We start from the raw sequence: 24,388 nt of genomic DNA, 5'->3' as shown, positions 1-24,388 counted from the left end.
CAACATTTCGGCCGCCGCGGAAAACCGCGGCGGCCGAGACGTTTTCGCGTGGATCAGACCGCGTGGCTGGTCAGCTCAACATTCAGCTGCGGATACGTCGGGTACTCGATGCCGGAGATGTACTGCACCGTGCGCACCACCTGGCAGGAGTAGCCGAACTCGTTGTCGTACCAGAGGTACAGGATCGCGGTGTCACCGTCGACGATCGTGGCGTTGGCATCCACGATCGAGGCGGCCCGCGAACCGATGAAGTCGCTGGAGACCGCGTCGGTGGCCACCGTGTAATCCAGGTTGCGGCTCAACGGCCCGGACAGCGACACCCGCCGCAGGTACTCCAGCACCTCCGCCCGGGTCACCTCCCGCTGCAATTGCAGGTTCAAGATCGCCACCGAGACGTCCGGGGTGGGAACGCGAATCGAGTTACCGGTGATCTTGGCCTTGAAGTCCGGCATGGCCTTGGCGACCGCGGAGGCCGCACCCGTCTCGGTCAGCACCAGGTTGAACGGCGCGGAACGGCCGCGACGGTCGGCCTTGTGGTAGTTGTCCAGCAGGTTCTGGTCGTTGGTGAACGAGTGCACCGTCTCCACGTGACCGCGGACGATGCCGAACTCGTCGTCCATCGCCTTCAGCGGCGGGACGATCGCGTTCGTCGTGCACGACGCGCACGAGACGATCTGCTCGGACGCGTCCAGATCGAGGTGGTTGACGCCGTGCACGATGTTGGGCACGTCGCCCTTGCCCGGCGCGGTCAGCAACACCTTCCCGATGCCCGGGCGCAGGTGCTGCTCCAGGCCCGTGCGGTCGCGCCATTTGCCGGTGTTGTCGATCAGGATCGCGTTGTTGATCCCGTACTCGGTGTAGTCGAGGTTGGTCGGGTCGTCGCTGTAGATGAACCGGATCACATTGCCGTTGGCGATGATCGTGTTGTTCTCCGGATTGACCTTGATGGTGCCGTTGAACTGCCCGTGCACCGAGTCCCGGCGCAGCAGCGACGCCCGCTTGGCCAGGTCCTCGGCGCCACCCTTGCGCACCACCACGGCGCGCAGGTTCAGTCCGTTGCCCGAGCCCACCTTCTCGATGAGCAGGCGGGCCACCAACCGGCCGATCCGGCCGAACCCGTAGAGCACGACGTCCCGCGGCCCCTGCGGTTCGGCCTTGTTGCCCCCGATCACGTCGGCGAGTGCCTCGGCGGTGAACTCCTCGATGCTCAGTCCGCGGTCGTCGGCCCGGTAGGCCATCGCGAGCCGGCCGAGGTCGATCTTGCTCGGCCCGAGCTCCATCCCGGCCAGCGCCTGCAGGAAGGGCAGGGTCAGCTCGATCGAGAGCTCCTCCCCTTCGATCTGCCGAGCGAACCGGTGGGTGCGCAGAATGCTGATCACCGACTTGTTCACCAGTGACCGGCTGTGCAGGAGGATGGTCACCCCCTTGTCCCGATAGAGGTGGCCAATAATCGGAATCATCGCCTCCGCGGATGCCTCGTGAGCGTTCCAGCGGTCAAGATGGTCAGTTGTCAACGCAAGCCCTCAAGTTTCGTGATCTGTAGATACACAGATGCTATCCAGCGGGTCTTGGTTCACTTTCCCCAGCTACCCCGCTGTGAGATGGGGCACTCCCGATTCGCCGTTCAGCAGGCAACCAGGGCGTCGAGTTCGGCGGCGTCGACCCCGGCCAACCGCCGGTGCATCGCCTTGGCGATCCGGCCGCCCTGCGCCTTTGCCCGCTCGGCGTAGGGCCCCTCGTACAGTTCGTCGATGGTCTCGGTCCACAGGGTCAGCCACCGCACGAAGTGACGGGCCGAGAGGGGATGCCGGGCGTGCAGCTCACGGTGCACGGTCAGGGCATTGCGGTGATAGAGCCCGGCGCGGAACAGCGCGGTCTCCCAGAAGTCGCACATCACGGGGAGGTGGGAGCGCAGCCCGTTGGCCCGCAGCTCGGCGAACGGCTCGGCCAGAATGGGGTCGGACAGCGCCTTGCTGTAGAAACGCCACAGCAGCAGCTCGACGTCGTCGTGGCCGGCCAGGTCTTCAGCCATCGGGACCGACACCTCCTGGGCGGGATGCCCTAGTTTTTACAACTCTTTGTTGTATAAACTCTAGCCATGTTCCCCCCGATGGCAAAGCCCGCTCGCCCGGAAGCCGGAGTGATGAGATGAACGCCACTCTCGCGGTCGCGGCGGCGGTCGCCTTCTGCTGGCTGGGCATGGTGCTTGCCATCTCGTTCATCGAGGCACCCCTGAAATTCCGGGCGCCCGGGGTCACCCTGCAGATCGGCCTGGGCATCGGGCGAAAGGTGTTCCGAGCCCTCAACTCTGTGGAATCCCTTTTTGCCGCAGTCATTCTCGTGATCCTGCTGACACAGCATCCGTCGACACCGATCACCGTGGCCTTCGCGGTGGCCATCCTCGCCCTGGCAATCCAATTGCTGGCCGTGCGGCCGAAATTGACCCAGCGCTCGGATGCGGTACTGGCCGGGCTCGACGCGCCGCGCTCCACCGCGCATTACTACTACGTGGGCCTGGAGGCCGCCAAGGTCATCGGGCTGTTGGTGGCCGGGATCCTGCTGCTGGCGGGCTAAATCTCGATGACGGTGGGAACGATCATCGGCTGACGCCGATACGTTTCGCCGACCCATTTGCCGACGGTGCGTCGCACTGCCTGGGCAATGCGGGTCGGGTCGGTGATGTTGTCGGCGGCAAGGCTTTCCAGCTCCCGCTCGACATTGCGGGCCGCCGGCTCCAGCGCCTTGGGGTCCTCGGAGAATCCGCGCGAATGCAGCTGCGCCGGCGCGGCGGGCTTGCCGGTCTCGCGGTGCACCACCACGGTCACCGCGACGAAACCCGAGGACAGGATCAGGCGTTCCCCCAGCGTCGCGTCACCGACGTCACCGGTGATCAGCCCGTCGACGAACATCTTGCCGACGGTCACCGCCCCGGCGATCGACGCTCGGCCGGCCACCAGGTCCACGCTGACACCGTTCTCGGCCAGCACGATGTTCTCGGGAGGCACCCCGGTGCTCGCGGCCAGTGCCGCGTTGGCACGCATGTGACGCCAGGTGCCGTGCACCGGCATCACGTTGCGGGGCCGCACCCCGTTATAGAGGAACAGCAGCTCCCCCGCATACGCGTGACCGGAAACATGCACGCGCGCTTGGGCATTGGTGACCACTCGGGCACCGATCTTGGCCAGTGCGTCGATCACCCCGTAGACCGCTTCCTCGTTTCCCGGGATCAGCGACGAGGACAGGATGATCAGGTCCCCGTCGGTCAGCGTGATGCTGCGGTGCTCACCGCGAGACATCCGCGACAGCGCGGCCATCGGCTCGCCCTGCGTACCGGTGGTGATCAGCACGACCTTCTCGGCCGGCATCATCTCGGCCGCACCGATGTCGAGGATGTCGCTGTCGGCGACCCGCAGGTACCCCAGCTCGCGCGCGATGCCCATGTTGCGCACCATCGAGCGCCCGACGAACGAGACCCGCCGCCCCAACGCCACCGCGGCATCGACGATCTGCTGCACGCGATCGACATTCGACGCAAAGCAGGCCACGATCACCCGGCCCTCGGCGCCACGGATCAACCGGTGCAGCGTCGGACCGACCTCACTCTCGGACGGGCTGACGCCCGGATGTTCGGAGTTGGTCGAATCGCACAGGAACAGGTCCACGCCCGCGTCGCCGAGCCGCGACATCCCCGGCAGGTCGGTAGGACGTCCGTCCAGCGGCTGCTGGTCGAGCTTGATGTCACCGGTGTGCAGCACCGTGCCGGCACCGGTGTGGATGGCGACCGCCAGGCAGCCCGGGATGGAGTGGTTGACCGCGAAGTACTCGCACTCGAAAACGCCGTGCCGGCTGCTCTGCCGCTCGGCAACTTCGACGAACACCGGTTTGATGCGGTGCTCGCGGCATTTCTCGCGGATCAGCGCGATAGTGAACTTGGAGCCGACCACCGGAATGTCGGGACGCAGCTTGAGCAGGAACGGGATTGCCCCGATGTGGTCCTCATGGGCGTGCGTCACCACCAGCGCTTCGACGTCGTCGAGACGGTCCTCGACATGGCGCAGGTCCGGCAGGATCAAGTCGACCCCGGGCTCGTCGTGCCCCGGGAAGAGCACGCCACAATCCACGATGAGCAACCGCCCGAGGTGCTCAAACACCGTCATGTTGCGGCCGATTTCGCTGATCCCGCCCAGTGCGGTGACTCGCAGGCCGCCGGGGGCCAGCGGCTTGGGGGGCGCGAGTTCGGCGGTCACTATCGCAACACCGACGCCGCACGCATGTCGGCGGCCAGCGCCTCGATCTCCGCCGGGGTGGCCGGGATCTGGGGCAGCCGGGGGTTACCGGCGTCAAATCCCTGCAACCGCAGGCCTTCCTTGGACATGGTGACCCCGCCGAGGTAGGCCTGGGCCAGCGCCAGCGGGGCCAACGACACGTTGATTTTGCGTGCGGTGGCGATATCGCCAGAGTTGAACGCGGTCAACATATCTCGCAGCTGACCGGCGGCCAGGTGGCCCCACACGCTGACGAATCCGACCGCGCCCATGGCCAGCCATGGCAGGTTCAGCGTGTCGTCACCCGAGTAGTACGCCAACCCGGTCTCGGCGAGAATCTGCCCTCCCCCGTGCAGATCGCCCTTGGCGTCTTTGACCGCCACGATGTTGGGATGAGCGGCCAGGGTGCGAATGGTTTCCCAGGCGATCGGGATGGATGACCGCGGCGGGATGTCGTAGAGCACGTTCGGCAGATCGGTGGCATCGGCGACCGCGGTGAAGTGCGCGAGCAGACCGGCCTGCGGCGGCCGCGAGTAGTACGGCGTCACCACCAGCAACCCGTGGGCACCTTCGGCGGCGCAGGCCTTGGCCAGATGCACGCTGTGCGCGGTGTCGTAGCTGCCGGCGCCGGCGATGATGCGGGCCCGGTCCCCCACCGCCTCCAGCACGGTGCGCAGCAGCGCGATTTTCTCCTCGTCGGAGGTGGTGGGTGATTCACCGGTGGTGCCCGACAGGACCAGGCCATCGCAGCCGGAGTCGATCAGGCGAGTGGCCAGCCGGGCGGCGGTATCGAGATCCAGCGAGCCGTCGGGCTTGAACGGGGTTGCCATTGCGGTCAACACCGTGCCCAACTGCGCTGTTACATCGATTCCGCTCGTGCTCACGCGCCAAGGTTACCCCGGGGCGATAGGAACTTTGTCGCCGTGTTGACCGGCCGCTCCGTCAAGCCTCCGTGGCTCTGTGCCCCGGCCACTCTGTCAAGCCTCCGTGGCCAAAGGGGATGTTGCCACCTGACTACCATCCGCCAGCGTGGAAATCTCGAAATCCGAGAACACTGCGGGGGCGGCCGCGACGAGCTCACGCAGACAGGCGATGGCAAGCCGGCGGATCTCCACATCGGCGTGTTCGCTGGCCCGCATCGCGATGAAGTGCCGCCAAGCCCGGTAGTTGCCGGTGACCACGATGCGGGTTTCGGTGGCGTTGGGCAACACCGCGCGGGCGGCCTGTCGGGCCTGCTTACGACGCAAAACAGCGTTGGGTTGGTCAGCGAACTTGGCCTCCAGCCGGGCCAGCAGCTCGGTGTAGGTGGCGCGGCTGGCGTCGGCGGCCGTGGTGAAGATCTCCACCAACTCCGGATCGTCTTCGAACCCCGGCGGGACCACCACCTCGGCATCGTTCTCGGGGACATAGCGCTGCGAAAGCTGCGAGTAGGAGAAGTGCCGGTGCCGGATCAGCTCGTGGGTCGCCGACCGCGAGATGCCGGTGATGTAGAAGGTGACCGAGGCGTGTTCGAGCACCGAGAAGTGCCCGACGTCGATGATGTGGCGGATGTAGCTCGCGTTGGTCGCAGTCTTGGGATTCGGCTTCGACCAACTCTGGTAACAGGCCCGGCCGGCAAACTCGGTGAGCGCGGGCCCGCCGTCGGCATCGGTGCTCCACGGCACCTCCGGTGGCGCCTGGAATTCCGTCTTGGCGATCAGCTGCACGCGCAGCGGGGCGATCTCGGCCACGCACTCACCTTAGTGGTGGGGGGTCGGTGACCGGGCGGCAGCGCGCTTCTGGCCGGTGCGCCGGGTCGCCGTTTTCCACACCAGGGCGGTTGATCTTCTGTGCGAGCAACCCAGAGGTAGAAATCGGCGGCTCCTTATTGACGTCAAATTGGTGCGCAGGCACGACCTTTGCAGCGATAGCCTTAACTCGTCCAATCCCAAACAGGAGAATTCGTTTCTGGGTAGCTCCTTAGCCTTGGGTAAGCAGGGAATATCTTGAATCAAGGAACGCTTGGTGGTAGATGATGCCGAGAAGCGAAGCAGTTAAAGCGATGCTAGCCGGGTACGAGCCCATACTCAGACGATTTGTTAACGGTGAACTTTCGGCTAACCGATTCGAATCGGAATATCTGAAATACTTCAAATCCGATACGAAACAAGTCGCCAGCAAAGAATTCGACACCCTAGATGAGCTATTCGCGAACGTAGACGATTACGTCAAAGATCCACAATTGAGAGCGGCTACCGGCGGTATCGGCGAGAAAGAACTTCGCCGTTGCGCAGAGAAGGCATATGATCTTCTCTATTCCAGCGAATAGCCACTCTCGATGACACGCGGTCCCTCCCACCGCCCACCCTGACCGGTGGACCTACCAAGCCTTGCCGCGGATCCTGACCGGCTTGCGCTCTTCCCGAAATGGCTCGCTCACAGAAGACCGCCGCCACCGCGGTAATCCCCGGGATCCGACGGTTCAGGAGCGTCCACAGTCGCTGCCGAAACACCGTCCTTGCCAGGGCAGGGTGCTCAGATCGTCACCGAGGCAATCGCTTGCGGGCCGACGCGCTGGCGGCATTGACCGACGTACCCGACGACGATCCGCACGAACCGGCCGTCGCGTCCCGAGCCCGACTTGTCGGACCCGTCGTCTTTACTGTCCTGTTCCCCGGACACCGGGTGGCGGGTTCACAGCTTGGACCCTGCCCCGCCACCCGGTCCACCCGCCTGACAAGGAAGGTCTATCGATGCTACGCAGAATCGCCTGCCTGGCCCCCGCGCGCCGGAATGCCCTGGCTCTGTGCGCTGTTGGCACAGCGTTGCTGCTTACGGGATGTGTGTCCCCCGACCGTGTCTCGGCGAAGCCCAGCGATGCGCCGGTCTGGGCCGGGCTGTCGTCAACCTCGACGCCGTCGGCGGTGTTGCCGCCCACCACAGCCGACTTCGACGTCGACGTGATCATCACCGAGCAGAAGTGCTTCGGCTCGGCCGGCTGCAGCTACCAGTACACGATCAACCCTCGTTACACCGGTGCAAAACCCTTACCGGACAAGACGACTGTGGTGTTCACCGTCACCGGCGGCGAGCAGGACCAGATCGGCAACTTCACCATCGCCGCCGACGGCACGGCCACCTTCGACCGTGAGACGAGCATCGACGGCCCGGAGGGCGCCGACTTGCAGGCCACCGTCACTCAGGTGCTGGCCGGTCGGTGAGGCCGACGGAATGGTCGCTTCGAGGGGCAGCGACCATTCCGTCCATTCCGGGTATCCCCCGATCGGCGGATATGCCAATCCCCTGCACCGTGGGCCGATCGGCGGACGGCCCCAGACCCCGTCTTCGACCACCCTTGAAGTATTCGACCGAGGAGGAAACCACATGAGCTACCACGTCATCGACCTGGTGCGCGAGCGCGCGAACGAACGCGACTGGGAGCTGATCTTCGACAGCGGTCCGAACAGTGACCGAAGAACCATCGTCTGGGAACACCCCTGCCCGGGACAGACCGGGCAGCCGATGGAGTTGGAGGTCACGTTCAACGTCGACGGGCGTGTCGTGCAGACCGAGAAGCGTCAGGACGGCGTGTGGTGCCAGCGCACCTCACCGACGGACGGGTTCGCGTCCACCACAGTGCATCTCGAAACACTCAGCATGATGTGAGCGCGGCCCGCAGCGGGCCGGCGAGGTCCCCACGGTCTGCCACCTCGACCCCGTCGGCCCCCAGCCACGACGCCATCGTCTCAAGCTCGACGGCCAGGGCCCGGGCCACCCGCGCCGGGTCCTGCCCCTCCTCGGTGAACGCGCCCAGCACCTGCAGGGCGGCGTCGGCGCGTTTGAGGTCCACCCGCGCCACCAGCCGGCCATCCAGCAGGAATGGCCATACGTAGTAACCGTATTGGCGCTTATGCGCGGGGGTGTAGATCTCGATCCGGTAGTGAAAGTCGAACCAGCGCTGCACCCTGGGCCGGAAGAAGACCAGTGGGTCAAACGGGCACAGCAGCGCGGTCCCACGGTCACGGCTCGGCACCCGCTGCCCGGCCCGCAGGTAGGCCGGCACCCCGGCGACGTCCACCGGCTCCAGCTCCCCGTCGGCCACCAGCTTGGCCAGCGCTGGTTTGACCTGCTTGGCGGCCAGCCGGAAATAGTCGCGGATGTCCGCCTCGGTGCCGATGCCCAGCGCGGTGGCCGCCCGCAGCGTCAGTTCGCGGATGGCCTCCTCGTCATCGACTTCGCGGGCCACCACCTCCGATGGCAGCACCCGTTCGGTCAGGTCGTAGTGCCGGGCGAAGCCGACGCGCGTCGCCGTCGTCAAGGTGCCCGACGACCACAGTGCCTCGGCCACCCATTTGGTCTCACTGCGGTCCCACCACGGCCCTTTGCGTCCGCGCGGCTCGGCCTCCAGGTGCGCCTCGATCTGCCCGGCGGTCGAGGGGCCGAGTTCGGCGACCGCGGCCACGATGTCCTCGGCCAGCTTGGGGTTCTTCCGGACGATCTCGGTGCCCCAGCGGCCGTGGGTGTACTCGCGCATCCGCCAGCGCAGCAACGGCCAATCGTCGACGGCCATCAGCGCAGCCTCATGTGCCCAGTACTCCACCAGCAGCCGCGGGGACCGTGCACTGTGCGACCAGGCCGCCCGGTCCAGCACGTCGCGGTCATAGGGCCCCAAGCGGCTGAACACCGGCGCGTAGTGCGCGCGCACCGCCACCGACACCGAGTCCAGCTGCAGCACCTGAATCCGTGAGATCAGCCTGCGCAGGTGCGTACGGGTCACCGGGCCGCGAGGCTTACGCTCGTAAAACCCCTGCGCGGCGACGGCGATCCGGCGGGCCTGGTCAACAGTCAGAGTGGCCACCGTGCCATGGTGCCCCACCGCACCGACATCTCCGGTCAGCGCGGTTGGCCCAGTTAGCCGCCCGCGCTGCCCCGCACGTAGCTGCAGTACCGGTACCGCAAGCCCGAGCTACTGGTCAGCCACTCCCCGGTGGTCTTGGTCCAGGAGTCGTCGAGCACCGGCGCCAACGCGTCCCCGGCCTGGGGAACCACGTCGACATCGATCTCGGTCACCTCGCACCGCACCGCGTACGGCAGAGCCTGCGCGTAGATCTGGGCCCCGCCGATCACCCAGCCCCGGAACACGTCACCGATTCCGGGCAGCACCTCCGCGCCGTCGGCCACATAGCCGGGGTTGCGGGTGATGACGACGTTGCGCCGCCCCGGCAGCGGCCGCACCTTGGCCGGCAGCGATTCCCACGTCAACCGGCCCATCACCACGGTCTGCCCGAGAGTGAGCTGCTTGAACCGGGCCTGGTCCTCGGGCAGATGCCAGGGAATGTCGTTGTCCCGGCCGATGACCCCGGAGGTGGACTGCGCCCAGATCATCGCCAGCTGTCGAAGCGGCTGGGTCATACCGCGACAGGAGCCTTGATCGCCGGGTGCGGATCGTAGTTGACGATCGCGATGTCCTCATACGTGTAATCGAAAATCGAATCACGCTGCGCCAAAACAAGTTCCGGATAGGGACGGGGATCGCGGCCGAGTTGCAGGGCCACCTGGTCGACATGGTTGTCGTAGATGTGGCAGTCACCGCCCGTCCAGATGAACTCCCCGACACCGAGACCGGCCTGCGCGGCCATCATGTGGGTGAGCAGGGCGTAGCTGGCAATGTTGAACGGCACCCCGAGAAACAGGTCGGCGCTGCGCTGATACAGCTGGCAGGACAATTTTCCGTCCGCCACGTAGAACTGGAAAAAGGCATGACACGGCGGCAGCGCCATCTGCGGGATCGCACCGACATTCCACGCCGAGACGATGTTGCGCCGCGAATCGGGATCGTGCTTGAGCAACTGCAGGGCAGCCGAGATCTGGTCGATGTGCTCGCCCGACGGTGTCGGCCACGACCGCCACTGCACACCGTAAACCGGTCCGAGATCACCTGTCTCAGAAGCCCATTCGTCCCAAATCGTGACACCGCGCTCCTGCAGCCAGCGCACGTTGGAATCGCCGCGCAAAAACCACAGCAACTCATAGATCACCGACTTGGTGTGCACCTTCTTGGTGGTGATCAACGGGAAGCCGGCCGCCAGGTCATAACGCATCTGATGGCCGAACAGGCTGCGCGTACCGGTGCCGGTGCGATCGGATTTCGGGACTCCGTGCTCGCTCACCTTCCGCAGCAGGTCCTCGTAGGGCGTCTGGATCGGCACGCGCCCAGCTTACGTGTCGAGGCGCGGAGTAGAACGGTAGCCATGCCGACCACAAAGGACACCATCGTCACACCCGCCGGGACCTGCCCGGTCACCTTCGCCACGCCCGAGGGGGCGGGCCCCTGGCCGGGGATCGTCATGTATCCGGACGCCGGCGGCGCACGTCCCACTTTCGATCAGATGGCCACACAACTCGCCGGGTACGGCTATGCCGTGCTGGTGCCGGATATGTACTACCGCGACGCCGGTTGGGCGCCGTTCGAGATGGCCACGGTCTTCGGCAACAAGTCCGAGCGGGCCCGGTTGTTCTCGATGATCCAGAAGGTGACCCCGGAGATCATGGCAGCCGACGCCGGCGCCTTCTTCGACTATTTGCAGTCCCGGCCCGAGGTCCGTGGGGAAAGGTTCGGCACCACCGGCTACTGCATGGGCGGCCGGACATCGCTGGTGGTCGCCGGGCGGGTCCCCGAGCGCGTCGCGGCGGCAATGTCGTTCCACGGCGGCGGGCTGGCGTCCGACGATCCGGGTAGCCCACACCTGCTCGCCGACCAGATCCAGGCTGCGGTCTATGTCGGCGGCGCCCAGGGCGACGCGTCGTTCACCGCCGAGCAGGCCAAGACCCTCGACGACGCGCTGACCGCCGCCGGCGTCGAGCACACCATCGAAACCTACGCGGCTGGACACGGTTTCGCGGTCCCGGACAACGCGCCGTACGACGAGGCGGCCGCAAAACGGCACTGGGAAGCCATGGAAGAGTTCTTCGGCGCCAAACTCGGCTGAGTCCGCGGCGCCGACGAACGTTGCTACGGGTCGTTGCGGTGCAGGAACGTGTTGATCGCGCGGGCCGCACCGCGACCCGCGTAGATCGCTGCCGCCACCGAGACGATGACCATCGCGACGAAGGTCAGTGTCCAGTGCGGCCGGGCGTGGCTGACGTTCCACCAGATGAACGTGAACAGCAGAGCGCAGACGAACACCAGGATGTCGCGCCAGTTGCCCCGATAGGACAGGGCGGCTTCGCGGATCTCACGGCTGCGCTCCCCCGCCTCGATCAAGTCATCGATGCGTCGGTCGATGCTGGCCTGGAACCGGGCCCGTCGCTCCGTCTGCTCGGGCGGGATCTTGGCCAGCAGGTCCATGTCCTTGGCGATCAAGCCGCGCACGTCCGGCGGTTTGAGATTGCCTGCGGCCGCGCCCAGCAGGGCCCCGCCAGCAATGGGCGCCGCTCCCAGCGCAAGATCGGCGATTCCCGGCATAACGTCCCTCCATCACTCCATCGATTTCGTCGACCGTGCCTGCAGCACCGACCGTGCCAACGGTATCGAAGAAGTGCCCGACCGCCTCTGATTCACCGGAGGACTCACCGAGCCCCTCTCGATCGACGTTACTAACGTATCGCGTTAGCATTGGCTGGATGATCCGGTCGTTCAGGGACAGTGACACCCAGAAGGTCTGGGAACTGCGGCGTCCGAGAGGCATCAGCGTCGAGCTTGCCAAGGCGGCGCGGCGCAAGATGCAGATTCTCGACGCAGCGGAGAACATCGACGACTTGCGCGTCCCCCCGGGTAATCGGCTGGAGAAGCTACAACCGCCCCGCGCGGGCCAGCACAGCATCCGAGTCAATGACCAGTACCGCATCTGCTTCACGTGGCGCGAAGGCGGTCCCGATGATGTCGAGCTCACCGATTACCACTGATTACCACTGAAAGGAGAACCCAATGGCCGACTTCGCCCCCACCCATCCCGGCGAGATTCTCGCCGAGGAGTTCCTCGCGCCGATGGGGATCAGCGCCTACCGGCTCGCGCAGGAGATTGGCGTGCCGCAGACCCGGCTGAGCGAGGTCATCCGAGGGCGCCGGTCAATCACCGCCGATACCGGCCTACGGCTGTCCCGCGCGCTGGGCCTCTCGGACATGTTCTGGATCAACCTCCAAGCTCGCTACGACGCGGATGTGGCACGCACCGAGCGCGGTGCTGAACTCGACCGCATTCGCCCGCTCACTGCTGCGGGTTGAACCAAGTGGCTCGGCGATCTGAAGGACCGTGCGCAGTGGGCGAGCGTCACGCCTCCATCAGCTGCGCGGCCACTGTCGCGCCGAGGTTCCAGCACGCCTCCACGTCGGCCTTGGTCGGCTTGCCCGAGACGATCACCGTCTTTGCTGCCCGTACCCAACCGAGCCCGGAGGTGATTCCGTCGAGTGCTCGCACCGCGCCCTCGCTGCCTTCGTTTCCGTGCAGCCAGGCCCCGAAGGGTCGCCCCCGGGTTGCATCGAGACACGGGTAGTACAGCTGGTCGAACGCATGCTTTACGGCACCGCTGAGATACCCGAGGTTGACGGGACTTCCGATCAGGTAGCCGTCGGCGTCGAGCGCGTCGACCGGCGACAGCGTCAAGGCCGGGCGGCGCAGCACCTCGACACCCTCGATGTCGGGATCGGTTGCCCCGGCCATCACCGCCTCGAACATCTCCTGGCAGTGCGGTGACGGCGTGTGATGGATGATCAGCAATGTCCGGGTCATGACGACTGCTCCTGCATCCGCACCGCCGTGCGCATGGTTTCCCGCGCTCGGCCGCGGTCACCGGCGAAATCGTAGGCACGCGCCAACCGGTACCAGCGAATCCAATTGTCCGGATCGGCTTCCAGTTCGGCCTTCACCGTGCCGAACAGCTCGTCGGCGGCCGCGCGTTCGATTCGGCCCGACGGGCGCGTCGGCAGCGCGCTGACGTCGAGTTCCATGCCCTGCTCGCGGGCCAGTGCGGCCAGGCGCTGGTGCGCCAGGCCGGCTCGCAGCGTGGTCACCAGCACCCAGATCCCGATCAGCGGGAAGACCAGCAGTGCGAGCCCGAGACCGATCGCCGCCGGCTTGCCCGAGGTGATGAACACGAACGCGGCGCGGCCCAGCATCACGAAGTAGACGATCAGCGCCACACACATGAAGCCGATCACCAGTTGGATGCGCAGCGAGCGCGCGCCGTCGCTCACGACAGATCGAGCAGCGGTTCGATGCCGATGGTCAACCCCGGCCGCTCGGCGATCTTGCGTACGGCCAGCAGCACCCCCGGCACGAACGAGGACCGGTCCAGGCTGTCGTGGCGGATCGTCAACGTCTCCCCCTGCGTGCCGAACAACACCTCCTGATGGGCGACCAGGCCCGCCAGCCGCACCGAGTGCACCGGGACACCGTCCACGTCGGCGCCGCGGGCGCCCTCCAGGCCCGTGCTGGTGGCATCCGGGTTGGGCGGCATTCCTTTTCGCGCCTCGGCGATGAGCTTGGCGGTGCGCGCCGCGGTGCCCGACGGGGCGTCGGCCTTGTGCGGATGGTGCAGCTCGATGATCTCGACGGATTCGAAGTACCGCGCCGCCTGCTGGGCGAAGTGCATCGACAACACCGCACCGATGGCGAAGTTCGGGGCGATCAGCACCGCGGACTCGGGTTTGGCCTGCAACCAGGACTCCACCTGCTCGATGCGCTCCCAGGTGAATCCGGTGGTGCCGACGACGGCGTGAATACCGTTGTCGATGAGAAACTTCAGGTTGTCCATCACCACGTCGGGATGGGTGAAGTCGATCACCACGTCGGTCTTGGTGTCGGTGAGCAGAGTCAACGGATCACCCATGTCGACGCCGGTCGAAAACGTCAGATCTTCCGCGGATTGGACCGCGTGCACCATGGTCGCGCCGACTTTGCCCTTAGCTCCCAGAACGCCAACTCGCATGGTGGGGAGCCTACTGCCCAGCCCCTGCGCCCTCCCCCTGCACCGCGAACGTGCGTGTCTGCCGGTGGGCGCGCCGCCAATTGTCAGCAATTTGCGCACGCTCGACGCCGATCCAACGCCGGTCGGGGCAGGTTGTGTCGGCCTCACCGATGTGGACCCGAGCGACGCGCCTGGTCCACCGAATTCCACCGAATCAGGCTGTCAACCAACTTGATCGCGCGTATCCCGGGCACGGGTGCGTCCGGCATCTACGGTGGGACCATGCGTCTGATCACTCTCACCTCGGTTGCCGTCGCGGTGATCGCGACCACGGGATGTACGGAGAGCAGCAGTCCCGCTGAGCTGTCCGGTCGCACTTTCGTCTCACAGCAGGTCGACGGCGACCAGATACCCGGCGGTGGGCCACTGACCGTCGGCTTCGACGGTAAACAGATCAGCACCTTCGCCGGCTGTAACCACGGGTCGGGCACCGCTGACCTGTCCGAAGGCCGGATCGCCACCCAGTTGGCCATGACGATGATGGCCTGCGCTCCCCCGGCCGGGGATTCGGATGCCTGGGTGTCGAGGTTCTTCGCGGCCCAGCCGGCCTGGTCACTGGACGGCGACACCCTGACATTGCAGACCGACGCTGCCACCGTGACGTTGCGGGACAAGAAGGTCGTCGATCCGGACCGTCCGCTGACCGGCACCACCTGGCGGGTCACCAGCCTGATCTCCGCGCAGGCAGTCACCACCTCCGTGGCACTCGAGCAGGCCAAGCCCACGCTGACCATCGCGCCGGACGGTGCCGTCAGCGGCTTTACCGGCTGCAACCAGATCACCGGCCACGCAACGGTTTCCGGTGCTCCCGCGGTTGTCGAGTTCGGCCCGCTGGGCACCACCAAGAAGGCGTGCCCGCCGGAAGTCACCGAAGTCGAGCACGCGGTGCTGCGGGTTCTCACCGGCAGCGTGCAGACCGCCATCGACTCCGACGAGCTGCATTTGACGGGCGCCGACGGCTACGGATTGATCCTGCGCGCCGAAGCGGGACGGTAGCCCTGCTCTGCCAGCCAGGCCCGGGCTCGCCCCAGCTCGCGGTCGTCGCGGATCGCGAAGTATCGCGTCAGCTCGTCGGGCCAGCGTGACAGCACATCCTTGAACCGACGGAAAGCCCCACTACCGGTAATGGCTATCTCGAGCCGGTCGACGATGTCGGGATCGGCCACGGTCGAGATGAAGACCTCCATGTCGTGGTAACCCTCGCGGGATCCTGTGGAGTCGACATACAGCCAGCGGCTGTCGTCCTCGTCGCCTTCGTCCTCGCCGTCTTCGTCCTCGCCGCCGAACTCTTCGTAGTCACGATCGAAGTAGCGGACCTCACCGGTCTCCGGATGGATCCGCGCGCCGGTGACCACCTCGTTACCATGCAGGGCCGTTGACAGATCGTCGAGGTCAATCGGCAGCGGGCGCAACATCGGCGTGGCCCCGCTGCCGCACACCGCATCGAGGTGGTCGGCCAGCTCGATATCACCATCCCAGTCCCGAATACGCAGTGCTGCAGCACATTCCGCGGCCAGATCGGTGGCCCTCGGCACGCCTGCGGTCACTGCGTCGAGCAGGCCGTTTCCGGCCATCTGCAGTACCTCGGTGGTCAACCGCCCACCGACCAGCTCGACCACGGACCCGTCGGCCCGATATACCGCCCCGCGCAGTTGCGCGATGGTCGCTCGATCCCACGTATTCACAGCGGTGACGCCCCCCGGAGGTGCTCGAAGATCAGCGAGGTCTGGGTGCCGGCGACATCGGCGTCGGCATTGAGATTCTCCACCACGAACGCCCGCAGATCATCGGTATCGCGGGCGGCCACGTGCAGGATGAAGTCGTCGCCCCCGGCCAGGAAGTACACGTCCATCACCTGTGGCCGCTTGCGGATCTGGGCGATGAAGCTGCGGATCTTGCCGCGCGCGTTCGACTGCAGGCTGACCGAGATCATGGCCTGCAGGCTCAGCCCCAGAGCCGCGGGGTCGATGTCGGTGTAGAAGCCCCGGATCACCCCGATCTGCTGCAGCCGGCGGACCCGACCGTGGCAGGTCGACGCGGCGATGCCGACTGCCTCGGCCAACGCACTGTTGGACATCCGGGCATCGGCATGCAGCGCCAGCAGGATGCGACGGTCCACCTCGTCGAGTTCGGATCGAACATCCTTCGAAGCGCGGACCGAAGAACCGGTCAGATCCGATGATCCTTCTCCCACAGCCCGACCGTACCGAATTGTCTACACAGACATTGCCTGACTTTCGAAGTTTCTTCACACTTATGTCAGGACTCCGACCCTGAAGGAGTGACCATGCTCGTCGGCATCCCGACCGAGATCAAAAACAACGAGTACCGGGTGGCCATCACCCCCGCGGGAGTCGCGGCGTTGACCCGGCGCGGGCACGACGTGATCATCCAGGCCGGCGCCGGCCTGGGATCGGCCATCACCGACAACGACTACAAGGCCGCCGGTGCCGAGATCGTCGCCACGGCCGAACAGGTGTGGTCCGAGGCCGAGTTGCTGCTCAAGGTCAAAGAGCCGATCGCGGCCGAGTACCCGCGGATGCGCACGGGCCAGACCTTGTTCACCTACCTGCATCTGGCGGCGTCGAAGGAATGCACCGACGCGCTGTTGGGCTCGGGGACCACCGCGATCGCCTACGAGACGGTGCAGACAAGCGATGGTTCGCTCCCGCTGCTGGCCCCGATGAGCGAGGTCGCCGGCCGGCTGTCGGCCCAGGTCGGCGCCTACCATCTGATGCGCTCCCACGGCGGTCGTGGTGTGCTGATGGGCGGCGTGCCCGGTGTGGCCCCGGCCGAGGTTGTCGTCATCGGCGGCGGCGTGGCCGGGTACAACGCGGCCCGCGTCGCCAAGGGTATGGGTGCCCACGTCAATGTGTTCGACATCAACATCAACACGCTGCGCAAGATCGACAACGAGTCGGGTGGCGGCATCGAGACCCGATACTCCTCGATGCTCGACCTGGAGGAAGCGGTCAAAGGCGCTGACCTGGTGATCGGAGCGGTCCTCGTGCCAGGCGCCAAGGCACCCAAGCTCGTCACCAATTCCACTGTCGCCCATATGAAGCCGGGCGCCGTACTGGTCGACATCGCGATCGACCAGGGCGGCTGCTTCGAGGACTCGCGGCCCACCACGCATGACGATCCGACCTTCGCCGTGCACGACACGGTGTTCTACTGCGTGGCCAACATGCCCGGCGCGGTGCCGCGGACCTCCACCTACGCGCTGACCAACGCCACCATGCCGTACGTGCTGAGGCTGGCCGACAAGGGCTGGGGGGCGGCCTGTGCGGCCGACCCGGCACTGGCCAAGGGACTGTCGACGCACGAGGGCGCGCTGCTGTCCGAGCAGGTTGCCACCGACCTCGGCCTGACGTTCACCGATCCGGGCACGGTGCCGGCATAGCCGGAACGGTACTTGACACCCGTCAAGTATTCTGGATGCCATGTTGCACGAGTTGTTCTCCACCGTTCCGATGACCACGGATGAGGCGCTCGCCGCCTTCGACGCCGCAGACGCGGTCGAACCGGAGTTCATGCTCAGCACGTGGCACGGCGCCGAACTTCCGACCTTGCACCCGATGGACGGACTGCTGGCCGCGAGCGGCTGGTGGGGAAAGCAGTTCGTCGACACCGAGACGGTCCATCCGCTCCTGTTCCCGACGAGCGACGGAACCGCGCTGTGGCCGCTCAATCCGCTGCCGGCGTTCGGCGGCCTGGCGGTGGCGACCAAACTGCCGCTTCTCAAGAAGCGGCCGATGTCGCGACCGATCACCGCCCTGCGCCCGGCGCTGCAGGCACGCGCCCCGAAGGCCAGGCTGCGCACCACCCGTTACCGCGGCGTCGACACTGCCACGATGATCTACGACCAACTGCCGATCAACGACGTGTTCCGCAAGTTGTCCGAAGACGCGGTGATCGGGGCGATGGATCTGCGTGGCTCCCGTCGGCCGTACTTCTTCGTGCTCCACCGCGACAACTCCCTGCCGGTGGAGTAGCACGCGGGCACACTGTTCACCGCGCATTCGACTGACGGCTCCACAGCGGTGCTTGGATCGAAAGAGCAAGCGTCACAGCATCTTTTGATCCCAGGAGTCACCCATGGTTAACCTGCCCGTCGCACACCAGCCCCGCCCACTGCTGCCCGAACTCTCGGAGTTCTTCGCCGGGATCACCCCGTTCGCCAGCCTGCGGCCGATCTTCGAGCGCAACCTCATGCGCATCGAGGACGAAGTCACCGAGCAGCACTATGAGCTGCGCGCCGAAATCCCCGGCATCGACCCGGCCAACGACGTGGCGATCACCGTCGCCGACGGCCGGCTGACCGTGAAGGCCGAACGTTCCGAGCGTGCCGACACCACCGCGCGATCGGAGTTCTCCTACGGTTCCTTCCTGCGCACGGTGACACTGCCGGCCGAGGCCGACGAGGACAACATCACCGCCGGCTACGACCGCGGCATCCTGACCGTCCGGGTGCCGCTGTCGCAGAATCCCGCCGGCGCCAAGCAGATCACGATCCAGGGCACCGAGAACGGCGCCGCACCCGACACCGCGCAATCAGAGCACTGACGGCAACACCAGCGCCGCCAACTCGCCGATGATCGGCCGCAGGCTCTCGGCCTTCGGGTCGGTTGCGTTCGATCGGGTCATCAGCACCAGCAGCACCCGCTGTCCGTCAGGCCCGTAAGCGATCCCGGCGTCGTTGGAGCTGCCGTAATCCCCGCTGCCGGTCTTGTCGGCGGTGGTCCACCCCTGCGGCAACCCAGCGCGCATGCTGGAGGTCTGGTTGGCCCGCATCCAGTCCTCCAACTGCCGGCGCTGCGGCGGGTTCAACGCGTCGCCGGTCAGTACGGCGCGGTACCCGGTCGCCAGCGCCGCCGGCGTGCTGGTGTCCCGCGGATCGCCCGGTATCGCCGAGTTCAGCTCGACCTCCCAGCGGTCCAGCCGGGTGCGCTCATCTCCGATGCTGCGAGCGAATGTGGTCACCCCGGCAGGCCCGCCAATGGTTTTCAGCAGCAGGTTACCCGCGGTGTTGTCGCTCTGCTGCAAGGCCGCCTGGCACAGTTCCGCCAGCGTCATCTCGGTGCCGGTGCGGGTCTCGGTGACCGGCGAATACGGCACGATCGCCTCCGCGTCGACGAATACCCGGTGCTCCAGCGACAGCTGGCCATGCCCCACCAGCTGCAAGGCCCGGGCGGCGGCGTACGCCTTGAAGGTGGAGCACATCGCGAACATCTCGTTCTGGCGATGCGTCAGCGTCCGCCCGGAATCCAGATTCTGCGCGTACACGCCGATCCGGCCATTGCTGCGACGCTCCAGCTCCGCGAGCTGATCGTCCACCGGCGCCGCGAAAGCAGATGCGGCACAGCCCATACCGGTTTCGACGGCGGCGGCGGCCGCCGCCAGCGAACCGATCAGAACACTGCGCCGCGATAGAAGTCCGGTCATTGCGCCGAGTGTAGCCCGTCAACCACCGATAACTTGAAGTTGTTGCGGCAGAGTCTTTTTCGATCGATGCGGCCCGAGCACCGCCGCACCGTAATCCCGGGACAGCAACTGCTGCGCGGCCGCGTTGACCTCTTCGAGCGTCACCGCCTCGATCTGGGCCAGGGTGTGGTCGATGGACCGGTGCTCGCCGTAGTTGAGTTCGCTGCGTCCGATGCGATGCATACGTGACCCGGAATCCTCCAGGCCGAGTACCAGCCCGCCACGCAGAGAACCCTTGGCGATCCGGCATTCGTCGGCGGTGATCCCGTCTCGGGCAACGCCTTCGAGCACCTCGGTGGTCACCCGGACGACTTCGTCGAACCGTTCAGGCTGACACCCCGCGTACACCGACAGCGCGCCGCTGTCGGAAAAGGTGTCCACCGTGGAGTACACCGAGTAGGCCAGCCCGCGGGATTCCCGGATCTGTTGGAACAGCCGAGAACTCAGACCGCCGCCGAGGGCGGTGTTGAGCACCGACAGCGCCCACCGGTGTTCCCAGTGCCGGCCGGGGGTGCGCACACCCAACGACATGTGCGTCTGCTCGCCCTCGCGGTCCACCACCAGCAACGCGGGCCGGCCGCCCACCCGACCCGCGCCCTTCCGGGGCGCCACGGCGGTGCGCCCGGCTTCCAGACGCGGACCGAAATGCTGCCGCACCAACGACACCACGACGTCGTGGTCGACATTGCCGGCGACCGCCACGATCATCCGCTCGGGCGTGTAGCGGCGGACATGGAACGAGTGCAGCTGGGCGCGGGTCATTGCCTCGATGGACTCGGTGCTGCCGATCACCGGGCGACCCACCGGGTGATCGCCGAACATCGCCGTCAGGAAGACATCCCCGAGACTGTCCTCGGGATCGTCGTCGCGCATGGCGATCTCTTCGAGCACCACATCGCGTTCCACCTCGACATCCTCGGTGGCACAACGGCCGCGCAATACGACGTCGGCCACCAGATCGACCGCCAACTCCAGGTCGGTGTCGAGCACATGCGCGTAATAGCAGGTGTGTTCACGCGTGGTGAACGCGTTCAGCTCACCGCCGACGGCGTCGACGGCCTGCGCGATGTCGACCGCGCTGCGCGTCGGGGTGGCCTTGAACAGCAGGTGTTCGAGAAAGTGGGCGGCACCCGCGACGCTTCGTCCTTCGTCACGGGAACCGACACCCACCCAGACCCCGACCGATGCCGAACGCACCGACGGGATGTACTCGGTGACCACCCGGAGTCCGCCGGGTAAAACCGTCCGGCGAACCCCGGTGATGCCACCGGAATTCGTGGTATCCAGCGCTGACGCCTTGAGTCGAGACAGGTCAGGACTCGGTGGCGATGGCAGCTTCGGCCGGAGCCGCAGCACCGTCAGCCGCCCCCTCAGCCTTGTCCGCACCATCCTCGTCGACCAGCACCAGCGAGATCTTGCCGCGGTTGTCGATGTCGGCGATCTCGACGCGGAGCTTGTCGCCGACCTTGACCACGTCCTCGACCTTGTTGATCCGCTTGCCGCGGCCCAGCTTGGAGATGTGGACCAGGCCGTCACGGCCCGGCAGCAAGGAAACGAAGGCGCCAAAATCAGTGGTCTTGACGACCGTGCCGAGGAACCGCTCACCGATCTTGGGCAGCTGCGGGTTGGCGATGGCGTTGATCTTGTCGATCGCCGCCTGAGCCGCCTCGCCGTTGCTGGCGCCGACGAACACCGTGCCGTCGTCCTCGATGGAGATCGACGCGCCGGTCTCCTCGGTGATCGAGTTGATCATCTTGCCCTTGGGCCCGATGACCTCACCGATCTTGTCGACCGGAACCTTGATCGTGGTGATCCGCGGCGCGTACGGGCTCATCTCGTCGGGAGCGTCGATGGCCTCGGCCATCACGTCGAGGATGGTCAGACGCGCGTCCTTGGCCTGGGCCAGGGCGCCGGCGAGCACCTTCGAGGGGATGCCGTCGAGCTTGGTGTCGAGCTGCAGGGCGGTGACGAAGTCCTTGGTGCCTGCGCACTTGAAGTCCATGTCGCCGAAGGCATCCTCGGCGCCGAGGATGTCGGTCAACGTCACATAGCGGGTCTCGCCGCCAACCTGATCGGACACCAGACCCATGGCGATGCCGGCCACCGGCGCCTTGAGGGGCACACCGGCGTTCAGCAACGACAGAGTCGAGGCACACACCGAGCCCATCGAGGTCGAGCCGTTGGAGCCCAACGCCTCCGACACCTGACGGATCGCGTACGGGAACTCCTCGACGCTCGGCAGCACCGGAACCAGCGCACGCTCGGCCAGCGCACCGTGGCCGATCTCGCGGCGCTTGGGCGAACCGACGCGGCCGGTCTCACCGGTCGAGAACGGCGGGAAGTTGTAGTGGTGCATGTAGCGCTTGCTGGTCTCGGGCCCCAGCGAGTCGATCTGCTGGGCCATCTTGACCATGTCCAGCGTGGTGACACCCATGATCTGGGTCTCGCCGCGCTCGAACAGCGCGCTGCCGTGGGCCCGCGGGATGATGGCCACCTCGGCCGACAGCGCGCGGATGTCGGTCACACCACGGCCGTCGATGCGGAAGTGGTCGGTAAGGATGCGCTGGCGCACAAGCTTTTTGGTCAGCGAGCGGTAGGCCGCACCGATTTCCTTCTCACGGCCGGCGTAGGTATCGCCCAGACGCTCGAGCACCTCGACTTTGATCTCGTTGGTGCGGTCGTCGCGCTCGTGCTTGCCCGCGATGGTCAGTGCCTCCGACAGCGCGTCGGTGGCCACCGCGGCCACGGCGTCGTAGACGTCTGCCTCGTAATCGGGGAACAGCGGGTACTCGGCGATCTCCTTGGCGGCCTTCTCGGCCAGCGCGGCCTGGGCGTCGCACAGGGTCGCGATGAACGGCTTGGCAGCCTCCAGGCCCTCGGCGACGACGGCCTCGGTGGGGGCCTGGGCACCGCCGGCGACCAGATCGATGACGTTCTCGGTGGCTTCGGCCTCGACCATCATGATCGCGACGTCCTCGCCCACCTTGCGGCCCGCGACGACCATGTCGAAGACGGCCTTCTCCAGCTGCTCGACGGTCGGGAAGGCGACCCACTGGCCGTCAATGAGAGCGACGCGCACGCCGCCGACCGGACCGGAGAACGGCAGGCCGGAGATCTGGGTCGACGCCGAGGCGGCATTGATGGCCAGCACGTCGTACAGATCCTTCGGATCCAGGCTCAGCACCGTCACCACGACCTGGATCTCGTTACGCAGGCCGGACACGAACGACGGGCGCAGCGGCCGGTCGATCAGGCGGCAGGTCAGGATCGCATCGGTGGAGGGACGTCCCTCACGCCGGAAGAACGAGCCGGGGATGCGGCCGGCGGCGTACATCCGCTCCTCGACGTCGATGGTCAAGGGGAAGAAGTCGAAGTGATCCTTCGGCGTCTTGCTGGCGGTGGTGGCGCTGAGCAGCATGGTCTCGTCGTCGAGGTAGGCGACGACGGCGCCGGCGGCCTGCTGGGCCAGCCGGCCGGTCTCGAAACGGATGGTGCGGGTGCCGAAGCTCCCATTGTCGAGGGTTGCGGTGGATTCGAACACACCGTCTTCAAGTTCAACTACAGACATCGAGTCCGTTGGCCTCTTTCGAATTCATTCAACTGTTTTCGCGTCATCACGATGGCGATACGCCACGGACCCTGGAATCGGCCACGGCCGTCGATCGAAGCGGCCGGAGGACCCCGTTCTACGGAGTTCCGGCAGCCACTACCGAAGACCGCCCGAGTCGGCGGGCCCGATATGACTCGCAGGGACGTCGTCCGCGGACTGCGGATGTCGCACCTGGTGCTCAGCGCAGATTTCAGCCGCTGAACGCCCTCATGTTACACGGCAGCAACCGCGCGACAGCCATCCGTGCCAGCTAGGACACGTCTTCCACACACACGGTGAACTGGCGTTCCGAGTACGCGTAGCCCACTCCGCTGGCGCATTGATCGACGTTCGACACCCCGCGGAGAACCTCGGTGGCCCGTTGGCGGTGCGGCGCAGACGAATCCGCGCAGTCCACCCGGTAGGGGTCTTTGTCGTTGTTGGGGTCGATGTTCATGCAGCCGCCGGTGACCCAGTCGATGTCCAGGCACAGGGTCTGGGTTTCCTCGCTGAAGGCGCTGCGCACCGAGTAATAGGTGTCGACGTCGATCGGGCACTGGGCAACGCCGGTCGGCCCCGTCAGCACCGAGATGATCTTGTAGTTCGACGCGTCGCTGCCGCATTCGGCATGGCTGGCGTCCGGGCGCTCGAAGGTCCCGCTCATCTTCAGGCAGTCGCCCGCCTTCATGTCCGCGGCGGCCGCCGACGAGCATGCGGTCACGCCGCCGACGAGGCCGAGGAAAAGTATCGCGGCTGCCCCGAGAGGGGCAGCCGCGGAAAGTGTCGGCACCGGGGCCGCGTCAGCGACGCAGCCCGAGACGCTCGATCAGTGAGCGGTAGCGCGCCACGTCGACCTGGGCGACGTACTTCAGCAGCCGGCGCCGACGGCCGACGAGCAGCAGCAGGCCGCGCCGCGAGTGGTGGTCGTGCTTGTGCTGCTTGAGGTGCTCGGTCAGGTCCGAGATCCGCTTGGTCAGCAGGGCGACCTGAGCCTCCGGCGAACCGGTGTCAGTCTCGTGCAGGCCGTAGCTGCTCAGGATTTCTTTTTTCTGCTCGGCAGTAAGCGCCACGAAGGTAACTCCATCATTTCAGTCCCGCGAACATA

At 66.3% G+C, this 24,388-nt stretch carries 30 protein-coding genes; 11 read left to right on the top strand and 19 right to left on the bottom strand.

What is annotated here, in order from left to right:
• Positions 1-53 precede the first annotated feature (53 nt).
• The gene (locus FR943_RS12285) at positions 54-1,514 is read right to left on the bottom strand and encodes a glyceraldehyde-3-phosphate dehydrogenase (protein WP_217157353.1); all 1,461 of its coding nucleotides are present in this window, start codon (positions 1,512-1,514) and stop codon (positions 54-56) included.
• A gap of 110 nt (positions 1,515-1,624) precedes the next feature.
• A complete protein-coding gene (locus tag FR943_RS12280) occupies positions 1,625-2,032 on the bottom strand; it encodes a group III truncated hemoglobin (RefSeq protein WP_217157351.1) in 408 nt (135 codons plus the stop codon).
• A gap of 116 nt (positions 2,033-2,148) precedes the next feature.
• Here FR943_RS12280 and FR943_RS12275 point away from each other — a divergent pair, with 116 nt between their 5' ends.
• Positions 2,149-2,574, top strand: a complete 426-nt coding sequence (locus FR943_RS12275) for a hypothetical protein (protein ID WP_217157349.1) — start codon at positions 2,149-2,151, stop codon at positions 2,572-2,574.
• Here FR943_RS12275 and FR943_RS12270 read toward each other — a convergent pair.
• The 3 genes from FR943_RS12270 to thyX all read right to left on the bottom strand — a co-directional run bounded on the left by FR943_RS12270 (position 2,571) and on the right by thyX (position 5,995).
• Positions 2,571-4,247, bottom strand: a complete 1,677-nt coding sequence (locus tag FR943_RS12270) for a ribonuclease J (RefSeq protein ID WP_217157347.1) — start codon at positions 4,245-4,247, stop codon at positions 2,571-2,573. The two genes, FR943_RS12275 and FR943_RS12270, sit on opposite strands and share 4 nt — an antisense overlap.
• Positions 4,247-5,095: a 4-hydroxy-tetrahydrodipicolinate synthase gene (gene dapA, locus FR943_RS12265; RefSeq protein WP_218045668.1), complete on the bottom strand. Its 849-nt coding sequence runs from the start codon at positions 5,093-5,095 to the stop codon at positions 4,247-4,249. Before dapA ends, FR943_RS12270 begins: the two co-directional genes overlap by 1 nt.
• A 147-nt stretch (positions 5,096-5,242) precedes the next feature.
• Positions 5,243-5,995 carry an FAD-dependent thymidylate synthase gene (gene thyX, locus FR943_RS12260; protein WP_217157344.1) on the bottom strand — a complete coding sequence of 251 codons (753 nt, stop codon included), beginning with the start codon at positions 5,993-5,995 and terminating at the stop codon, positions 5,243-5,245.
• Positions 5,996-6,279: 284 nt separating this feature from the next.
• Here thyX and FR943_RS12255 point away from each other — a divergent pair, with 284 nt between their 5' ends.
• From FR943_RS12255 to FR943_RS12245, 3 genes are all read left to right on the top strand, one after another.
• Positions 6,280-6,573: a colicin immunity domain-containing protein gene (locus FR943_RS12255; protein WP_217157342.1), complete on the top strand. Its 294-nt coding sequence runs from the start codon at positions 6,280-6,282 to the stop codon at positions 6,571-6,573.
• 424 nt (positions 6,574-6,997) lie between these two features.
• Positions 6,998-7,465, top strand: coding sequence for a hypothetical protein (locus FR943_RS12250; RefSeq protein ID WP_246584972.1), 468 nt, complete (start codon positions 6,998-7,000; stop codon positions 7,463-7,465).
• 163 nt (positions 7,466-7,628) lie between these two features.
• On the top strand, positions 7,629-7,910 hold the full coding sequence (locus FR943_RS12245) for a hypothetical protein (protein ID WP_217157340.1): 282 nt from the start codon (positions 7,629-7,631) through the stop codon (positions 7,908-7,910).
• Here FR943_RS12245 and FR943_RS12240 read toward each other — a convergent pair.
• Genes FR943_RS12240 through FR943_RS12230 form a run of 3 tightly spaced genes read right to left on the bottom strand, consistent with a single transcriptional unit; the run spans position 7,897 to position 10,453 of the window.
• A complete protein-coding gene (locus tag FR943_RS12240) occupies positions 7,897-9,102 on the bottom strand; it encodes a winged helix-turn-helix domain-containing protein (RefSeq protein ID WP_217157338.1) in 1,206 nt (401 codons plus the stop codon). The two genes, FR943_RS12245 and FR943_RS12240, sit on opposite strands and share 14 nt — an antisense overlap.
• Positions 9,103-9,155: 53 nt before the next feature.
• Positions 9,156-9,656 carry a dihydrofolate reductase gene (locus FR943_RS12235; RefSeq protein ID WP_217157336.1) on the bottom strand — a complete coding sequence of 167 codons (501 nt, stop codon included), beginning with the start codon at positions 9,654-9,656 and terminating at the stop codon, positions 9,156-9,158.
• Positions 9,653-10,453 carry a thymidylate synthase gene (locus FR943_RS12230; RefSeq protein ID WP_217157334.1) on the bottom strand — a complete coding sequence of 267 codons (801 nt, stop codon included), beginning with the start codon at positions 10,451-10,453 and terminating at the stop codon, positions 9,653-9,655. Before FR943_RS12230 ends, FR943_RS12235 begins: the two co-directional genes overlap by 4 nt.
• A 42-nt stretch (positions 10,454-10,495) precedes the next feature.
• On the opposite strand from FR943_RS12230, the gene FR943_RS12225 reads away from it, so the two are divergent.
• Positions 10,496-11,233 (top strand): dienelactone hydrolase family protein, encoded by a 738-nt coding sequence (locus FR943_RS12225; RefSeq protein ID WP_217157332.1) that lies wholly within the window; start codon positions 10,496-10,498, stop codon positions 11,231-11,233.
• Positions 11,234-11,256: 23 nt separating this feature from the next.
• Here FR943_RS12225 and FR943_RS12220 read toward each other — a convergent pair whose 3' ends face one another.
• Positions 11,257-11,709 (bottom strand): hypothetical protein, encoded by a 453-nt coding sequence (locus FR943_RS12220; RefSeq protein ID WP_217157331.1) that lies wholly within the window; start codon positions 11,707-11,709, stop codon positions 11,257-11,259.
• 158 nt (positions 11,710-11,867) lie between these two features.
• Between FR943_RS12220 and FR943_RS12215 the strand changes: the two genes are divergently transcribed.
• Both FR943_RS12215 and FR943_RS12210 read left to right on the top strand, forming a co-directional pair.
• Positions 11,868-12,149: a type II toxin-antitoxin system RelE/ParE family toxin gene (locus FR943_RS12215; protein WP_217157329.1), complete on the top strand. Its 282-nt coding sequence runs from the start codon at positions 11,868-11,870 to the stop codon at positions 12,147-12,149.
• A 22-nt stretch (positions 12,150-12,171) separates the two neighbouring features.
• Positions 12,172-12,468, top strand: a complete 297-nt coding sequence (locus FR943_RS12210; protein WP_217157327.1) for a HigA family addiction module antitoxin — start codon at positions 12,172-12,174, stop codon at positions 12,466-12,468.
• A 46-nt stretch (positions 12,469-12,514) separates the two neighbouring features.
• On the opposite strand, the gene FR943_RS12205 is transcribed toward FR943_RS12210, so the two are convergent.
• The 3 genes from FR943_RS12205 to dapB are packed head-to-tail and all read right to left on the bottom strand — an operon-like array spanning position 12,515 to position 14,171.
• Positions 12,515-12,973: a flavodoxin family protein gene (locus FR943_RS12205; protein ID WP_217157326.1), complete on the bottom strand. Its 459-nt coding sequence runs from the start codon at positions 12,971-12,973 to the stop codon at positions 12,515-12,517.
• The gene (locus FR943_RS12200; RefSeq protein ID WP_217157324.1) at positions 12,970-13,437 is read right to left on the bottom strand and encodes a hypothetical protein; all 468 of its coding nucleotides are present in this window, start codon (positions 13,435-13,437) and stop codon (positions 12,970-12,972) included. Before FR943_RS12200 ends, FR943_RS12205 begins: the two co-directional genes overlap by 4 nt.
• A complete protein-coding gene (dapB, locus tag FR943_RS12195) occupies positions 13,434-14,171 on the bottom strand; it encodes a 4-hydroxy-tetrahydrodipicolinate reductase (protein WP_217157322.1) in 738 nt (245 codons plus the stop codon). Before dapB ends, FR943_RS12200 begins: the two co-directional genes overlap by 4 nt.
• Before the next feature lie 261 nt (positions 14,172-14,432).
• Here dapB and FR943_RS12190 point away from each other — a divergent pair, with 261 nt between their 5' ends.
• Positions 14,433-15,206, top strand: a complete 774-nt coding sequence (locus FR943_RS12190; protein WP_217157320.1) for an META domain-containing protein — start codon at positions 14,433-14,435, stop codon at positions 15,204-15,206.
• On the opposite strand, the gene FR943_RS12185 is transcribed toward FR943_RS12190, so the two are convergent.
• Together FR943_RS12185 and aldR are read right to left on the bottom strand one after the other, a co-directional pair.
• Entirely contained in the window at positions 15,170-15,784 is a 615-nt protein-coding gene (locus tag FR943_RS12185; RefSeq protein WP_217157319.1) for a UPF0158 family protein, read from the bottom strand. The two genes, FR943_RS12190 and FR943_RS12185, sit on opposite strands and share 37 nt — an antisense overlap.
• Positions 15,785-15,891: 107 nt before the next feature.
• Complete coding sequence (aldR, locus tag FR943_RS12180) at positions 15,892-16,404, bottom strand: HTH-type transcriptional regulator AldR (RefSeq protein ID WP_217157317.1); 513 nt, start codon at positions 16,402-16,404, stop codon at positions 15,892-15,894.
• Positions 16,405-16,497: 93 nt separating this feature from the next.
• On the opposite strand from aldR, the gene ald reads away from it, so the two are divergent.
• From ald to FR943_RS12165, 3 genes are all read left to right on the top strand, one after another.
• Entirely contained in the window at positions 16,498-17,613 is a 1,116-nt protein-coding gene (gene ald, locus FR943_RS12175) for an alanine dehydrogenase (protein WP_217158190.1), read from the top strand.
• A 40-nt stretch (positions 17,614-17,653) separates the two neighbouring features.
• A complete protein-coding gene (locus FR943_RS12170; RefSeq protein WP_217157315.1) occupies positions 17,654-18,205 on the top strand; it encodes a DUF4334 domain-containing protein in 552 nt (183 codons plus the stop codon).
• Positions 18,206-18,308: 103 nt separating this feature from the next.
• Positions 18,309-18,776: an Hsp20/alpha crystallin family protein gene (locus FR943_RS12165; protein ID WP_217157312.1), complete on the top strand. Its 468-nt coding sequence runs from the start codon at positions 18,309-18,311 to the stop codon at positions 18,774-18,776.
• Here FR943_RS12165 and bla read toward each other — a convergent pair.
• The 5 genes from bla to rpsO all read right to left on the bottom strand — a co-directional run bounded on the left by bla (position 18,765) and on the right by rpsO (position 24,353).
• Positions 18,765-19,655 carry a class A beta-lactamase gene (gene bla, locus FR943_RS12160; protein ID WP_217157310.1) on the bottom strand — a complete coding sequence of 297 codons (891 nt, stop codon included), beginning with the start codon at positions 19,653-19,655 and terminating at the stop codon, positions 18,765-18,767. The genes FR943_RS12165 and bla overlap by 12 nt on opposite strands.
• Positions 19,656-19,673: 18 nt before the next feature.
• Positions 19,674-21,029, bottom strand: coding sequence for a M16 family metallopeptidase (locus tag FR943_RS12155; protein ID WP_246585005.1), 1,356 nt, complete (start codon positions 21,027-21,029; stop codon positions 19,674-19,676).
• Entirely contained in the window at positions 21,007-23,262 is a 2,256-nt protein-coding gene (locus FR943_RS12150) for a polyribonucleotide nucleotidyltransferase (RefSeq protein ID WP_217157306.1), read from the bottom strand. The genes FR943_RS12155 and FR943_RS12150 overlap by 23 nt, the downstream gene beginning before the upstream one ends.
• 292 nt (positions 23,263-23,554) lie before the next feature.
• Positions 23,555-24,073, bottom strand: coding sequence for an LppU family putative lipoprotein (lppU, locus tag FR943_RS12145; RefSeq protein ID WP_443732532.1), 519 nt, complete (start codon positions 24,071-24,073; stop codon positions 23,555-23,557).
• Positions 24,074-24,083: 10 nt separating this feature from the next.
• A complete protein-coding gene (gene rpsO / locus FR943_RS12140) occupies positions 24,084-24,353 on the bottom strand; it encodes a 30S ribosomal protein S15 (RefSeq protein WP_003880490.1) in 270 nt (89 codons plus the stop codon).
• Between the last annotated feature and the right edge of the window lie 35 nt (positions 24,354-24,388).

Source organism: [Mycobacterium] fortunisiensis (assembly GCF_019050325.1).
Classification (GTDB): Bacteria; Actinomycetota; Actinomycetes; order Mycobacteriales; family Mycobacteriaceae; genus Mycobacterium; species Mycobacterium fortunisiensis.
This window is presented reverse-complemented; position numbering and strand designations above follow the sequence as displayed.